Annotated in this window: 12 protein-coding genes; 8 read left to right on the plus strand and 4 right to left on the minus strand. The window is 63.1% G+C overall.

Going from position 1 to position 14398, the window contains the following annotated elements; translation table 11 throughout:
* The first annotated feature begins 22 nt into the window (after positions 1–22).
* The 4 genes from pcaH to SO180_RS17405 all read left to right on the plus strand — a co-directional run bounded on the left by pcaH (position 23) and on the right by SO180_RS17405 (position 3876).
* Positions 23–823: a protocatechuate 3,4-dioxygenase subunit beta gene (gene pcaH, locus SO180_RS17390; RefSeq protein ID WP_449380058.1), complete on the plus strand. Its 801-nt coding sequence runs from the start codon at positions 23–25 to the stop codon at positions 821–823.
* 4 nt (positions 824–827) lie between these two features.
* Positions 828–1454: a protocatechuate 3,4-dioxygenase subunit alpha gene (gene pcaG / locus SO180_RS17395; RefSeq protein ID WP_449380059.1), complete on the plus strand. Its 627-nt coding sequence runs from the start codon at positions 828–830 to the stop codon at positions 1452–1454.
* A gap of 137 nt (positions 1455–1591) precedes the next feature.
* The gene (locus SO180_RS17400; protein WP_449380060.1) at positions 1592–3076 is read left to right on the plus strand and encodes an ATP-binding protein; all 1485 of its coding nucleotides are present in this window, start codon (positions 1592–1594) and stop codon (positions 3074–3076) included.
* A 260-nt stretch (positions 3077–3336) separates the two neighbouring features.
* A complete protein-coding gene (locus tag SO180_RS17405; protein ID WP_449380061.1) occupies positions 3337–3876 on the plus strand; it encodes a hypothetical protein in 540 nt (179 codons plus the stop codon).
* A gap of 38 nt (positions 3877–3914) precedes the next feature.
* On the opposite strand, the gene SO180_RS17410 is transcribed toward SO180_RS17405, so the two are convergent.
* The gene (locus SO180_RS17410) at positions 3915–4817 is read right to left on the minus strand and encodes a helix-turn-helix domain-containing protein (RefSeq protein WP_449380062.1); all 903 of its coding nucleotides are present in this window, start codon (positions 4815–4817) and stop codon (positions 3915–3917) included.
* Between the two features lie 51 nt (positions 4818–4868).
* Between SO180_RS17410 and pobA the strand changes: the two genes are divergently transcribed.
* The gene (gene pobA / locus SO180_RS17415; protein WP_449380063.1) at positions 4869–6041 is read left to right on the plus strand and encodes a 4-hydroxybenzoate 3-monooxygenase; all 1173 of its coding nucleotides are present in this window, start codon (positions 4869–4871) and stop codon (positions 6039–6041) included.
* Positions 6042–6101: 60 nt separating this feature from the next.
* On the opposite strand, the gene SO180_RS17420 is transcribed toward pobA, so the two are convergent.
* The 3 genes from SO180_RS17420 to SO180_RS17430 form a co-directional block, all read right to left on the minus strand.
* The gene (locus SO180_RS17420) at positions 6102–8246 is read right to left on the minus strand and encodes an adenylate/guanylate cyclase domain-containing protein (protein WP_449380064.1); all 2145 of its coding nucleotides are present in this window, start codon (positions 8244–8246) and stop codon (positions 6102–6104) included.
* An 18-nt stretch (positions 8247–8264) separates the two neighbouring features.
* Positions 8265–8933 carry a hypothetical protein gene (locus SO180_RS17425; protein WP_449380065.1) on the minus strand — a complete coding sequence of 223 codons (669 nt, stop codon included), beginning with the start codon at positions 8931–8933 and terminating at the stop codon, positions 8265–8267.
* 177 nt (positions 8934–9110) lie between these two features.
* Positions 9111–10088, minus strand: coding sequence for a helix-turn-helix domain-containing protein (locus SO180_RS17430; protein ID WP_449380066.1), 978 nt, complete (start codon positions 10086–10088; stop codon positions 9111–9113).
* Positions 10089–10570: 482 nt separating this feature from the next.
* On the opposite strand from SO180_RS17430, the gene SO180_RS17435 reads away from it, so the two are divergent.
* The 3 genes from SO180_RS17435 to SO180_RS17445 are packed head-to-tail and all read left to right on the plus strand — an operon-like array spanning position 10571 to position 14365.
* Positions 10571–11584 carry a formylglycine-generating enzyme family protein gene (locus SO180_RS17435; RefSeq protein WP_449380067.1) on the plus strand — a complete coding sequence of 338 codons (1014 nt, stop codon included), beginning with the start codon at positions 10571–10573 and terminating at the stop codon, positions 11582–11584.
* Positions 11585–11594: 10 nt separating this feature from the next.
* On the plus strand, positions 11595–13301 hold the full coding sequence (locus tag SO180_RS17440) for an arylsulfatase (RefSeq protein ID WP_449380068.1): 1707 nt from the start codon (positions 11595–11597) through the stop codon (positions 13299–13301).
* A 50-nt stretch (positions 13302–13351) separates the two neighbouring features.
* Complete coding sequence (locus SO180_RS17445; RefSeq protein ID WP_449380069.1) at positions 13352–14365, plus strand: SphA family protein; 1014 nt, start codon at positions 13352–13354, stop codon at positions 14363–14365.
* Positions 14366–14398 lie beyond the last annotated feature (33 nt).

Raw genomic sequence — 14398 nt, forward strand, 5'->3', positions numbered from 1 at the left:
CGCCAAAGGGAGACAACGCCAGATGACCGCCCAGGCCGCTCGTATCGCAGCCGCGCAGGACGCCGCCCGCCTCAACCGCCCCGAACCGTTCACTCCGCCTCTTGGCGATGGCGGCTTCTTCCAGCGTGACCGTTCCATCCACCCGCCGGCGCATGCGCCCGGCTACAAATCCTCGGTGCTGCGCTCGCCGCGCCAGTCGCTGCTTTCGCTGGAGAGCTCGATCTCGGAGATCACCGGCCCGGTGTTCGGTCACAACGACCTCGGGCCGCTCGACAACGACCTGATCCGCAACTACGCCAAGGACGGCGATCCCATTGGCGAGCGCATCATCGTGCACGGCCGGGTGATGGACGAGACCGGCCGCGGCGTGCCCAATACGCTGGTGGAGTTCTGGCAAGCCAATGCTGGCGGCCGCTATCGGCACAAGAAGGACACCTATCTGGCGCCGGTCGACCCGAATTTTGGCGGCTGCGGCCGCGCGCTCAGCGACGACAGCGGCTACTACTACTTCCGCACCATCAAGCCCGGCCCCTATCCCTGGCGCAACTACGTCAACAGCTGGCGCCCGGCGCATATCCATTTTTCGGTGTTCGGCTCGGGCTTCGCGCAGCGGCTGATCACCCAAATGTATTTCGAGGGCGATCCCCTGATCCCGGTCTGCCCAATCCTCACGACGATCCCGGACAAGGACGCGCTCGACCGTCTCGTCGCGCCGCTTGATCTCAACGCCTCTATCCCGTTCGACTCGCTTACCTACCGCTTCGACATCGTGCTGCGCGGGGCGCGCTCCACCTATTTCGAAAATCGCCCGGAAGGAAACTAAAGTCATGGCGCAGCCGCTCAACTACCTCAAGGAAACTGCTTCCCAGACCGCCGGGCCCTACGTTCATATCGGATTGATCCCGGGCATGGCCGGCTTCGACATCTTTGAGAAGAACTTCTCCAACGTGCTCGTTACACCGAACACCAAGGGCGAGCGCATTACGCTGGAGGGCCGCGTGCTCGACGGCACCGGTACGCCGCTGCGCGACGTGCTCCTGGAGATCTGGCAGGCCAATGCGGCCGGCCGCTACAACCATCCGGCTGACCGCTCGGCCGGCGCGCTGGAGGAGGACTTTCGTGGCTGGGGTCGCGCGGGTTCGGATTTCGACAGCGGGCTGATCACCTTCGAGACGATCAAGCCGGGCGCGATCACGGACAAGGCCGGGCGCAAATGTGCCCCGCACGTCAACGTCTGGATCGTCGCCCGCGGCATCAATATCGGGTTGAACACGCGGCTCTATTTTTCGGATGAAGAGGCCGCGAACGCTGCCGATCCCGTGCTCAATTTGATCGAGCAGCCGGTGCGACGGTCTACCCTGATCGCTGAGCGCAGCGAGCGCGCCGGCAAGGTGGTGTACTCCTTCACGATCAATCTACAGGGACCCGAGGAGACTGTGTTCTTCGACGTCTAAAAGCCGTCGATGGCTACGCAAGGCCGGCCTCATTGAACGGTGAGGCCGGCCTTTTGCTGAGGACCCGCGGCTGATCACCCATTCCCGTTATCCGCCCGAGCCGATACGATGGCTTATTCTGGGGCCGGAGGAGGGCCATGGGAAAGCGCTCTAGGGCAGGCGGGCCGAGCAGATCGGGTAGCAACACGGCGAAGACGAAAAAGCGACGCAGCGTGCCGAAGGCATCGCGCGCTTCCGTTTCCGCGCGGGCAAAACCTGGAGCAGCGCAGCTTGCTCTCGAACTCCAGGAAGCGAGAAAGCGGCAGGCCGCGACGGCCGAGGTCCTCAGACTCATCTCGGATGCGCCGACTGATCTTCCGCGCGTGTTCGACCGGATCGTCAGGAATGCGGCGCGGCTCTGCCAGAGCGTTCTCAGCGCCGTCTATCGCAGCGACGGGGAACGCGTTCATCTTGTCGCCTATGACCAGTTCTCGCCGGAATCGATCGCGGCGGTGCAGAAAGCCTATCCGGCGCCGATCGCGAGCGAAAACCTCATCTCGGTTGCCGTTCGCGAGCGGCGCGTCGTGCACGAGCCGGACGTGCTCGTCTCCGGCGGATACAGTGAATTGCAGCGGACGTCGAGCTATCGCAGCATCCTCGTGGTGCCGATGCTTCGCGACGAGGTCGCAATTGGCGCCATCGCCGTCATGCGGCTCGTGCCGCAACTATTCCCCAAGGCGCAGGTCGAGCTGTTGAAGACGTTCGCGGGACAAGCGGTCATCGCAATCGAGAACGCGCGGCTCTTCACCGAGGTGCAGGAGCGCACACGGCAGTTGTCGCAATCGCTGGACGAACTGCGCGCCGCCCAGGACGGTCTCCTGCAAACGGAAAAACTCGCCGCTTTGGGACGGCTCGTGGCGGGAGTCGCGCACGAGATCAATACGCCCGTCGGCACCAGTCTGACGGTCGCCTCCGCCTTCGCCAACAAGGCCAATCGTTTCGAAGCCGACGTCGCGCGCGGCGATCTACGTCGTTCGACCCTCAACGAATTCATCGCAGCCGGCCGCGAGGCGGCATCGCAGATCATCATCAACCTCAATCACGCAGTCGATCTGATCCAGTCGTTCAAACAGGTCGCGGCCGATCGCAACGTGTCGGATCGCAGGCGCTTCGATCTCGGCGAGGTCACCGAGCAGGTCGTCAAGGGACTACGCTCCGGGCTACGCAGCGAAAATCTTTTAGTCAGGGTCGAATGCGAACCCAATCTCGCGATGAACAGCTACGCCGGGCCTTACGGCCAGGTGCTCACCAATCTCGTGATCAACTCCGCGGTGCACGCCTTTCCGGACGGCGTGCGAGGATCGGTTCATATCGCGGCGCAGGCGCACGGCAAGGACAAGGTCGAAGTGCTGTTTTCGGACGACGGCTGTGGCATGACCGCCGAAGTCAGGCGCCAGGCGTTCGATCCGTTCTTCACAACAAGACGCGACCAGGGCAGCACCGGTCTCGGACTGCACATCGTCCACAACATCGTCACGAGCCGTCTGGGCGGCCGGATCAAGCTGGAGACGGAGCCCGGTGCCGGAACGACATTCCGCATCATCGTGCCGCGCGAAGCACCGCCGGAATTCGTCGCGAAGTGAACGGCGGACGGTTGAGCCGAGCTCCCCTTCCGTCGCGCTGAGCAACGTCTTCGAACGCTCCGAAGATGACGGTCGGCCGTTCTTTAGGCCTGAAGCGGGATGGGTTTTGGTTGAATCGCGGCGCCCAGAACGCAGAGCACATCGTAGGGAGAGGTCGAATCTCCGAACGGCCAACCGAACCTGATTTCATCCTGCTCTAATTTCGCCAAAATGGCATTTATTCCTAGTTACGGGGCAGGACTGTTGTGTAGGAGTCCTGTATGTTCAGACCTATTCTTATTGCGTCTCTCTTTGTCGTGACCAGTTCGATCGCTTCGGAAGCACGTCCTTTTCGCACCAGCACGGCACTGGAATGTAATGTGACGATGCCGTGCGACTTCTCATTGTCTCAAGTTCGTCGCGAGAGAGTTTTGCCGGACGCGAGACGAACGCACCTCGTGACGCGAGGAGCGGTCGCTGACGCTCAAGCCGCCGTGACACAGGTGAATGTTTCCGGCACCCAGATCGTCGGCGGTCGCCCGTCCGGGTGCCCTCGAAGCTTCTGCGGCTGCGGCGCGGCCTTGCATGTCTTCGGCCGGATCGTCCCGGAATTGAATCTTGCGGCCAATTGGCTGCGCTTCCCACGGACAGCGCCGGCACCGGGCATGGTTGCGGCACGGCGCGGACACGTCTTCGTCTTGGAGCAACACCTCCAAGGCGACATGTGGATGGCGTACGATGCCAACTCAGGCAATCGCTCAACGCGAATTCACGCGCGGTCGCTGCGAGGCTATACCGTCGTCAACCCGCACGCGACGTGACGACAATTAGGTCGTCAGGTCGCTCCCCTGCGCAGAGATCATTCCCCGCCATGTAGCTGCGCGCGAAAGGCGCGCGGCGAAAGCCCAGTCGCGGCGGCGTAGACCCGGCTGAAATAGGCCGGGTCGTCGAAGCCGAGTGCGTAGGCGATCGTCGAGACCGGCAGGTTCGTGTAGACGAGGTTGCGCCGCGCCTCGCGTATCAGGCGGTTGAGGATCAGATGCGAAGCAGTGTCTCCGGTCGCGGTGCGCGTGATCCGGTTGAGATGGGTCGGCGTCACCGACAGCGCCCTGGCATAGTCGGCAACGCTCCAGCGTCCGAGATGGTGCGCTTCGAGCAGCGCCTCGAAGCGGCGGAACAGGTCGGAGTCCGCTGAGCCGCCGCCGCCACTCCTGCCGGTGAGCTCGCGGGCCACGAGACCAATCACCGCCGCCGACAACGCGCGCAACACATGCGCGCGGCCGAAGTTGCGGCCCGCGTGCTCGGCAAAGATCTGCTTCATGGTAGTGCGGATCTGCGGCGTGCCGCGCACCACGGCCGATTGCGACAGCGTGCCGCGCAGGCCTTCCGAGGCGAGCAGCGCCTCGTCGAGAATTTCGGCCGCGATCGTCAGCACCCAGCCCTGGGTATCAGGCACGAAGCGGAAACCGTGTACGTGGCCGACCGGTACGTTGACGATCTGCATCGGTTTCAACGGCACCACACGCCCGTCGAGCGTTGCCTCGCCCCCGCCGCGTTCGATCAGCAGCACCTGGTGCAGCCGCGCGTGGCGGTGCGCGGCCAGCGTCCAATCATGCAGCACCGAGCGGGAGGCGATGGTCTCGCAATGCACGACGTCGGGCAGATCGCCGGATTCGCCGAACAAATTGTAGACCTTGATGGCCGTTGTCGAGGGAGCACGGGGCATGTTCGAATTGTACAAGACAAAGGCCGATCCCTCCATCGGTTTACCGCACGAAATCTGCGAAAAACCCGCAAACGGGAGGACGGGAAAATGAAAGTTCAGGTCTGTATCATCGGCGGCGGCCCGTCGGGGCTGCTGTTGTCCCAGCTCCTGCACCTCAAGGGCATCGACACGGTCGTGTTGGAGAAATACAGCCGCGACCATGTGCTCGGCCGCATCCGCGCCGGCGTGCTGGAGCATGGCTTTGCCGAGCTGATGCGCGAGGCGCAGTGCGGCGAGCGGATGGACCGTGAAGGCGAGATACACAAGGGCTTCGAGATCGCCCATGACGGCGTGCTCTCGCATATCGACCTTCACAAACATTCCGGTGGCAATTCGGTGCTGGTCTACGGCCAGACCGAGCTGACGCGCGATCTCTACGAGGCGCGCGACCGTCTCGGCGGCAAGGTCGTGCACAATGCCGAGGACGTCACGCCGCACGATCTCAAGTCGGACAAGCCGTTCGTGACCTATCGCGCGAACGGGGAGACAATCCGCGTCGACTGCGACTACGTCGTTGGCGCCGACGGCTTCCACGGTATCAGCCGCAAGTCGATTCCGAAGGACGTATTGCGCGAATTCGAGAAGGTCTATCCGTTCGGCTGGCTCGGCGTCCTGTCGCGCACAAAACCGGTCTCGCCGGAGCTCATCTATGTGAAGCACGAGCGCGGCTTTGCGCTCTGCTCGCTGCGCTCGCAGGTGCTCAGCCGCTACTACATCCAGGTGCCGCTGACCGACAAGGTGGAGGACTGGCCCGACGAGGCGTTCTGGGCCGAGCTGAAGCGCCGTTTGCCGGACGAGGTCGCCAGCCGCCTGATCACCGGTCCGTCGATCGAGAAAAGCATCGCGCCGCTGCGCAGCTTCGTGGCCGAGCCGATGAGCTATGGCCGTCTGTTCCTCGCGGGCGATGCCGCCCACATCGTGCCGCCGACCGGCGCGCGCGGGCTCAACAGCGCAGCTTCCGATATCTATTATCTCTATCACGCGATGCTCGCGCACTATCAGAAGGGCGATGATTCCGGCCTTGAGAGCTATTCAGCCAAGGCGCTGGCGCGAATCTGGAAGGCGCAGCGCTTCTCCTGGTGGATGACGATGATGCTGCATCGTTTTCCCGACCGGATCGACTACGAGGACAGGCTGCAGCAGACCGAACTGGAATATTTGTTCTCGTCCGAGACGGCGCAGCGCCTGCTCGCGGAGAATTACGTCGGATTGCCGTTCTGAGACGAGCATGCTGCCTTCCCTTCTCCCGCAAGGGGAGAGGGTGCAGCGGCGCGCTTGGCGCTACTTGCCTTCCAGCGTATTCACCGGCGTCCAATCCGCGGCTGGCGGATTGGTGATGAATTCCTTGGCGCGCATTGCAAAGAGCGCTGATGGTGCGTCTGTTGCAGCGACGTTGTCGAAGCAAGCTGCTGCCTTCGCGAATTCGCGCGCCCGCCAGTGGGCAAGCCCCCCGGCATAGCCCATCGCCGTCTTCGCTTGCTCTGCCGTCTCCACGCCTCGCGCGGCCAGCGGCTCATAGACCCTGATAGCCTCGTCGCGGCCTTTGACACGGACGGCGTCGAGCTCGCGCCAGACAAATTTGTCGGCGGTTTGCGCTACCGTCATTTCGGAGGCCATGATCGAGGTCGCAAAGTATTTGTTGGCGCCTTCGAGGCGTGAGGCGACGTTCACAGTATCGCTCATGACGGTATAGTTGAAGCGCCGGTGCGAGCCGATATTGCCGACCACGGCCTCACCGGTGTTGAGGCCGATGCGGTGCGCAAGGCTTTCGAAGGCGGTGTGGTTGCGGTTGAGCTCGTCGAGCCGCGCGTTGCAGGCAAGCGCCGCGCGCACGGCATTGCAGGCGTGATCGGGATCGGCGACCGGGGCGCCGAACACAGCCACGATGGAATCGCCGATATATTTGTCGACGTAGCCGCCATGGCTTTCGATGACGTCAGTCATGGCAGAGAGATACGCGTTCATAAGCGCGACCAGCTCGCTAGGTGCCATCTTTTCGGCGATCGAGGAGAAACCGGCGAGGTCCGAGAAGAACACGGTGACGTTGCGCATCTCGCCGCCGAGCGCGGGCATCTTACCGGAAGTCACCATGCTCTCGATCACCTGCGGGGCAAGGTAGAGCGCAAAACTCCTGCGCAGGAAGCGTTCACCCCGGTCGGCGATGATGAAACGGTAGCCGATCATCATGGCGCTAGCGGCAAGCCCTGCGAGCGCCGGCTCGGTCAAAGGCAGGGCGTGGGCGCGAACGAACAGGCTCACCGCGCAAGCGGTGTAGACGGCCATGAGTGCAAGATAGGCGAGCGCCGCGCGGCCCGGCGCAAGCAGGCAGGAAGCGAATGCGATGATCCCCGCAATGACGATCGTGAGAACGGTTCGCATGGGGAAGCCGAGCTCGCTCACCGCATCGCGCTCCATCAGATTGCGCACGACGGTCGCGTGGATAAAGACGCCGGCGATGTCGCTGCGTGCTGCCGGTGCCTTCCGTGAGGGGGCGGGCAGGGCGCATCGCGGTGCCGGCGTGCCATCATATCCGCCCGCGAGATGCAGCGACGTGAGCTTGCGGTCGTAGACATTGAGCACGCTGCCGAGAATGACGACCTTGCCGTCAAAGGCGCGGTGGAAGAACTCGCCGTTGCCTTTCTCGACGCAGGCGCGCAGATCCGCGAAGGAAAACTTCGGAACGTCGCGGCCGACGCCACGGAAATTGAGCGTCAGCGTATTCGGCACGGCACTCGGGATGGCGTAACCGGCGAGCACCGTGCTGCCGTCCGGCGCAAGCTCGGGCTTTGCGCCGAGCGCGCGCGAGGCCAGCTCGACCGCCATCGCGGGAACTTCCTTGCCATCGATCGAAAAGCTCAGCGGCATTCGCCGGATGATGTCGTCGGGGTCGGTGTTGACGTTGAGCGCGCGGATATTGCCCTTCACTGCCAATTGCTGCGCGCGGTAGGGAAAGTCCGGATGCTCGTTGCTCACGATCGCGCCGAGCACGAGCTTCCCGGCATCGGACGACTTGCGCAGGGCGATCAGGTAGTCTCGGTCAAAGCCCTTCATGCGGTCGCCGAGCGGCGCATCGCCAAAGGGTATCTCCGACTGCTCGATCGAGCTCGGAAAGATCACGTCGAAGCCGACCACCTTGGCCCCGCCATCGACTACGGCACCGATCACCCGTCCGATCTCACGCGTCCAGGTCAGCGTCGGCGACCCCTTGAACGGGGGCGTGTCATAGGTTTCGTCGTCGATCGCGATGACGACGACGGGTGAGGCGGCGGCATCGCGACGATCGCTGAAAAGCCTCGCGCTCAGGGCCGTCAAGATGTCAAGCGAAAGCCCTTGCAGCGTATTGAGAGGCGGCGAGGTGAAGACGGTGCCTGCGAGCAGCGCGATCACGATCGCCGCAACGATGTCCCGCCTGCCGATCCCTCGCATCGCCCCGTCGCACGCCGCCTATTCGAGCCGCAGCAGCCGACCGACGATCGGTGTTGCAGACGAAGTCGCGTGAGCATCGATCTGAAAGGTGTAGTGCCGCGCGCCGAGGGTCGCGAGATAGGTGCCGCCGGGCGTCAGCGTCTTGCCGGCCTTTGCGAAATCGTAGAACTTGCCGGCAACCAGACTATCGCTCTTCAGCGGTACGGTGATCGTCGGCTCCTTGCCGTCTGTGCGCTCGATGACCAGCGTGCCGCCGCTCTTGGCCTGGACCAGCGGCGAGACGCCGTAGATTGTGGGCAGTTTTGCCGGCGCGTCTTTCGTGTCCGAGCGCACGGTGCGGAAGGTCGTTGCCGCGCTCTGGTTGGCCTCGCGCTCGGTGAGCTGCGCGGCGTTGGCGTCGCAGGGCACCTTGATGCGCTGGACGTCACCGAGCTGCACCGAGCTCTGCTCGGCGCCGACGAGGACGACGCCGCCGGTGATGGTCTCGCGCCAGCACGATTTGAGATAGCCGAGTACCAGGGTGCCCTTTGGGCCGAGCTTGATGACCTTGCCGGGCGCCACGTAGTCCATGAACTCGACGCCGTCGACCTTGCCCTGTACGTCCTCGACGATCGCGGCCGGAGTTTCGGCCCATGCGGGCGCCGCAAGGCAAAACACACCGGCCATGGCACCGATCAGGCGTCTCATGAGCTTTCCCATCCAATTCGAAAGGTCCTGGCGTCCCTGCGCAGCAGGGGGCGGCCGCAGGAAATGTGACCAGAATCACTCTTGTTATTGGTGCACTTTATTCGGGATAGGTTCAATGCGAAGCACGCAGGGCGTGATGCCGCCCGATCGGCTGGGAAGCCGTTTTGGAGGCCGCCGTCAAAGTTGCCGATCGGCGAGTTCGCCGACCGGCCCGCCCAGCGTCTGAGACGGATATTCGCCGAACATCGCGCGGTAGTAATGCGAGAACCGTCCGAGCTCGTAGAAGCCCTGCTGCATTGCGACGGTGGCCACGGTCGTCGTGCCGGGAACGCTATCGCGAAGGATCGAGTGGATGGCGCACAGGCGCTTGTGGCGCAGGAAGGTCACCGGTCCCACGCCGAACACTTCGTTGAAGGCGCGGTGCAGCGAGCGACGTGGCACGCCGAGCGCGGCGCAAATCTCCGAGATATGGACCGGACGGGTCCCAGCCTCTTCCAGATAGTCCTCGACCTTGCGGATGATCCGTCGGGCCGACGGCAAGCGCGCACTTCCGCCCGGCGGCAATGCGGACAGGACGGTCATTCCCATGCACTCGGCGATCGATCGCTTCCAGAACTCGGCGGATGACTCGGACAGGGCGCCGTCATGCGTGCCGAGCTGGAGCACGATCCGGCTCAGCCGGGATGCGGCGACGTGGCCGACGTCAAGATCGGCGCGAAAGTGGTTCTTGTGGCGCCAGCTTTCGGGATCAGCAAGCCGCGGCTCACCACCGAAGATCGAGGCGACCTCATCGAGGTCGAACCGCATCGCCGCATAGGCGGAGGCGCCGTGGAAGATGCCGTCATGCTCGACCAGCGGGGGCATCACCAGCACATCGGTCGGCCGCATGTCGAACGACCAATGGTTGACCCTGTCTTCCGCCGTCAGCAGCATGCCGACGATAAGCTTGTCGTCGCTGGAAATCCGCTGCGTCCGCATGCCGACGTTGAAGGAGCCGATGCTGAGCGAAAAGTCGCCGATGCCGACGTGAGACAACGTGCCGCGGAGCCTGCCGCGCCCGAGCTGCATCACGTCGACATGCGTCCCGTGGACAGCCTGATGCAGCCCTTCGAAGCCGTCGAGCCTTCGCGAATCAACCAGTAGATGCGTCCCCATTTGATCAGCGTGATGCCCAAGCGTGTTGATTCTGCGGCAAGTTGCAGCCCGGGTCATCACAGCGGCGCGATGGGCTCTGTTCCGCAGTTGAGGAAAATGATCCTCGAATTTCATAGGAGGGATTTCCCGGCTGCGCTGGGACGATGGGGGATACCTTGATCGCGCTCCAATGCCTGGGCCGTGCTCGCAAGCTGCCCTGGCACGATCTGCACATCACAGCGCGCGAAACTTGAGTTAGCTTTTGCAACCTCAACGATATTCGTCGCGATCATCCGCTGAAGGCGGATCACGCGCCGCAAGGCCGGCTGCGTGCGCAGTGACGCGCACGCAGAGAAAAGGAGGAGAGGGGGCCATTGGCTTTTTCAAACCTCCGGCAGATATGGGAACCCGACCAATGTGCCGTCTGAGACGCGCAAGCCGCAGCCGTCGAAATCCCCGGATACCACCACCCTGAGGCAGCGGGAACGATGTGGAGTCTGACCATGTTTCGGGCGGACATGGATCACTGCGTGTGGCGGCCGGATGACACGCGGAGCGGTGAGATGGTGTTCGTCTCCGGCGACACCTTCCTGATGGGCTCCGACCATCACTATCCCGAGGAAGCGCCGAGCCACCGCGTCTCGGTCGACGGCTTCTGGATCGATCGCACGCCAGTGACCAATCGGCAGTTCAAGGAGTTCGTCAACGCGACCGGCCATGTCACCGAAGCCCAGATCGTTCCTGACCCGAAGGACTATCCCGGCGCGGTGCGCGACATGCTCTATGCTGGCTCGCTGGTTTTCTCGCCGCTTCCGCGCATCACCGATCCCAGGGATTGGAGCCAGTGGTGGATCTTCATGCGCGGCGCCAACTGGCGGCATCCATACGGACCGAAGAGCAACCTCAGGGGGCTCGACGATCATCCAGTCGTCCACGTCTCCCATAGCGACGCGCTCGCCTATGCGCGCTGGGTGGGCAAGGATTTGCCGACCGAAGCGGAATGGGAGTTCGCCGCGCGCGGCGGGCTCGACGGTGAGGAATACGCCTGGGGCAACACGCTAACGCCGGGTGGCAGGCATATGGCGAACATCTGGCAGGGAAGGTTCCCTGTCCAGAATCTCGGCGAGGATGGGTTCGAGCGTACCTCGCCGGTCATGGCCTTTCCTGCCAACGGCTACGGCCTCTACGACATGATCGGCAATGTCTGGGAATGGACCGCCGACTGGTGGTCGGCCAGGCACCAGGCGGACGCGGCGAAGCCATGTTGTATCCCACTCAACCCGCGTGGTGGATCCGAAGCTGCGAGCTTTGATCCATGTCAACCCGACATACGCATCCCCCGCAAAGTTTTGAAGGGTGGCTCTCATCTTTGCGCGCCGAACTACTGCCGCCGCTACCGCCCGGCCGCGCGCCACGCCGAGCCGGTCGATACGTCGACCTGTCACGTCGGGTTCAGGTGCGTGGTGAGGTCGCCGTTTGCCGTTGGACACAAGCAAGAAGGAAGTGCTGCAACATAGGGAGTATCGAATGAGCAGCGAGTTGGAGAACAAGAACAACCAGTCCCGGGCTGACCAGACGATCAATCGCAGAAACCTACTTCTAGGCACATCCTCAATCGTCGCCGCGGCGACGCTCACATTTGAGGCACTGGCGCAGGCGCAAAAGGCTGCACCCCTCGCCGTCGCAGCCCCGTCCGGCCGCAAGCCCAACATCCTCGTCATCTTCGGCGACGACATCGGCCAGACCAATATCTCCACCTATTCCTTCGGCGTAATGGGCTATCGCACGCCCAACATCGACCGCCTCGCCAAGGAAGGCATGATGTTCACCGACTACTATGCCGAGCAGAGCTGCACGGCGGGCCGCTCGTCCTTCATTACCGGGCAGTGCACGCTGCGCACGGGCCTTTCCAAAGTCGGCATTCCCGGCGCGACCGTCGGCTTGCAGGCCCGCGACGCGACGATCGCTGAACTCCTGAAGCCGCTCGGCTACGCCACCGGGCAATTCGGCAAGAATCATCTTGGCGACCGCAACGAATACTTGCCGACGCTGCACGGGTTCGACGAATTCTACGGCAATCTTTATCACCTCAACGCCGAGGAGGATCCCGAGAACTGGTTTTATCCGCGCGATCCCGGCTTCCGCGAGAAATTCGGACCACGCGGCGTGCTCCGCTGCAAGGCGAGCGACCGCGACGATCCGACCGAGCATCCGCGCTTCGGCAAGGTAGGCAGGCAGACCATCGAGGACACTGGTCCGCTGACGAGGAAGCGGATGGAGACGATTGACGATGAGACGTCGGCCGCAGCCATCGACTTCATCAAGCGGCAGGCGCAGGCGAACACGCCGTTCTTCTGCTGGTTCAATTCCACGCGCATGCATTTCCGCACTCACGTTCGCGCCGACCATCGTGACAAGCCCGGCTTGAACTCGAGGACGGAGTATGCCGACGGTATGATCGAGCACGACGCGACGATCGGGACGATCCTGAAGACGCTGGACGATCTCGGCATCGCCAACGACACGATCGTGCTCTACACCACCGACAACGGCCCGCACCAGAACTCGTGGCCGGATGCCGGTACCACCCCGTTCCGCAGTGAGAAGAATACCAATTGGGAAGGCGCGTTTCGCGTGCCGTGCCTGATCCGGTGGCCCGGCCGCATCGCCGCCGGCTCGATTTCCAATGAGGTCGTCAGCGGTCTCGACTGGATGCCGACACTGCTGGCGGCGGCCGGCGATCCCGACGTCACGCAGAAGCTGCTTACCGGCCATAATGCCGGCGGCAAGACCTTCAAGGTGCATCTCGACGGCTATAACCAGCTTCCCTATCTCATGGGCCAGCAGCCGAACAGCGCGCGCAAGGAGTTCATCTACTTCAACGACGACGGCGATCTGGTCGCCGCGCGGATCGAGAACTGGAAGATCGTCTTCGAAGAGCAGCGCGCGCCCGGGACGATGCGGATCTGGGCCGAGCCCTTCACCAAGCTTCGCGTTCCCAAATTCTTCAACCTTCGCTCCGATCCATACGAGCGTGCCGACGTCACGTCGAACACCTACTATGACTGGCTGATGTCGGATGCCGCTGGCGTCATCGTCGCGGGACCTGCGATCGTCAGCCAGTTCCTGGCGACGTTCAAGGACTATCCGCCCAGCCAACGGCCGTCGAGCTTCAGCATCGATCAGGTCGTCGAGAAGATGCAGCAGAGCTTCGAATCTGTGCAGAGCAACTGATGCGAGCGATCGCCAGGATTCGAAGCGAAGACGCGTGAAGGGGACCAGTCATGCCGAACATCAGGCCGCTCGGAATCGGCGCACTTGCCTTTGCTGCCGTGTGGCTGCCGTCGTCGGCCCTCGCCGATGCCGGCGGCGTCAGCTTCTGGCTTCCCGGCATCTTCGGTAGCCTTGCCGCCGCCCCGACGGTGCCGGGTTGGGCCTATTCGACGATCTATATCCATCTGCAGGCCAATGCCGGAGGCGGACAAAACTTCGTAACCAGCGGCGGTGTACCGGGCTCGGTCGCCGCTGGCATCAATGCGCACGCTGACGTGCTCGTTCAAGGTATCACCTATACTTCGCCGATGCCCGTGCTCGGCGGGCAGGCCGCCTTCACCGTGCTCACGGCGCCGGGGAACATCGGTGTGGGCATCGACGCCTCGCTCACCGGGCCCCGAGGAAACACCATCTCGGGAAGCAAAACGGACGATCGCACGACGCTGACCGACGTTTTCTATCAGGGCACGTTGAAATGGAATCAGGGTGTCCACAATGAGATGGTTTACGTCACCGGCAACATCCCGAGCGGCACCTATGATTCGAGCCGCCTCGCGAATTTGAGCTTTGGCTTTCCCGCGGTCGACGCAGGTGCCGGTTATACGTATCTCGATCTGAAGACCGGACATGAATTCTCGGTGGTTGGCGGGCTCACATACAATTGGATGAACCCATTCCTTCAGTACCAGAACGGCATTGATTTCCATGTTGACTGGGCGGCATCGCAGTTCGTCAGCAAGAATGTCCATCTCGGCGTCGCCGGCTACTTCTTCCGGCAGCTCACCGACGACAGCGGTCCGGGGGCGAAGCTCGGCGGTTTCAGGGGCCGCGCAATCGGCATCGGTCCGCAGATCGGATTCATCATTCCACTGTCGCAAGGCTACCAGGGCTATCTCAATGTCAGGGGTTACAAGGATATCGACGTCGAGAACCGGCCCAACACCTGGACGGCGTGGGTGACGTTCTCGGTCTCGCCCGCGCCGCCGGAGCCGGCATCGGCTAAGCCGATCGTGCGGAAATACTAGGGAGGGTAGGCGGGATGTCGGACACGGGGTGAG

Source organism: Bradyrhizobium sp. UFLA05-112, from assembly GCF_053572325.1.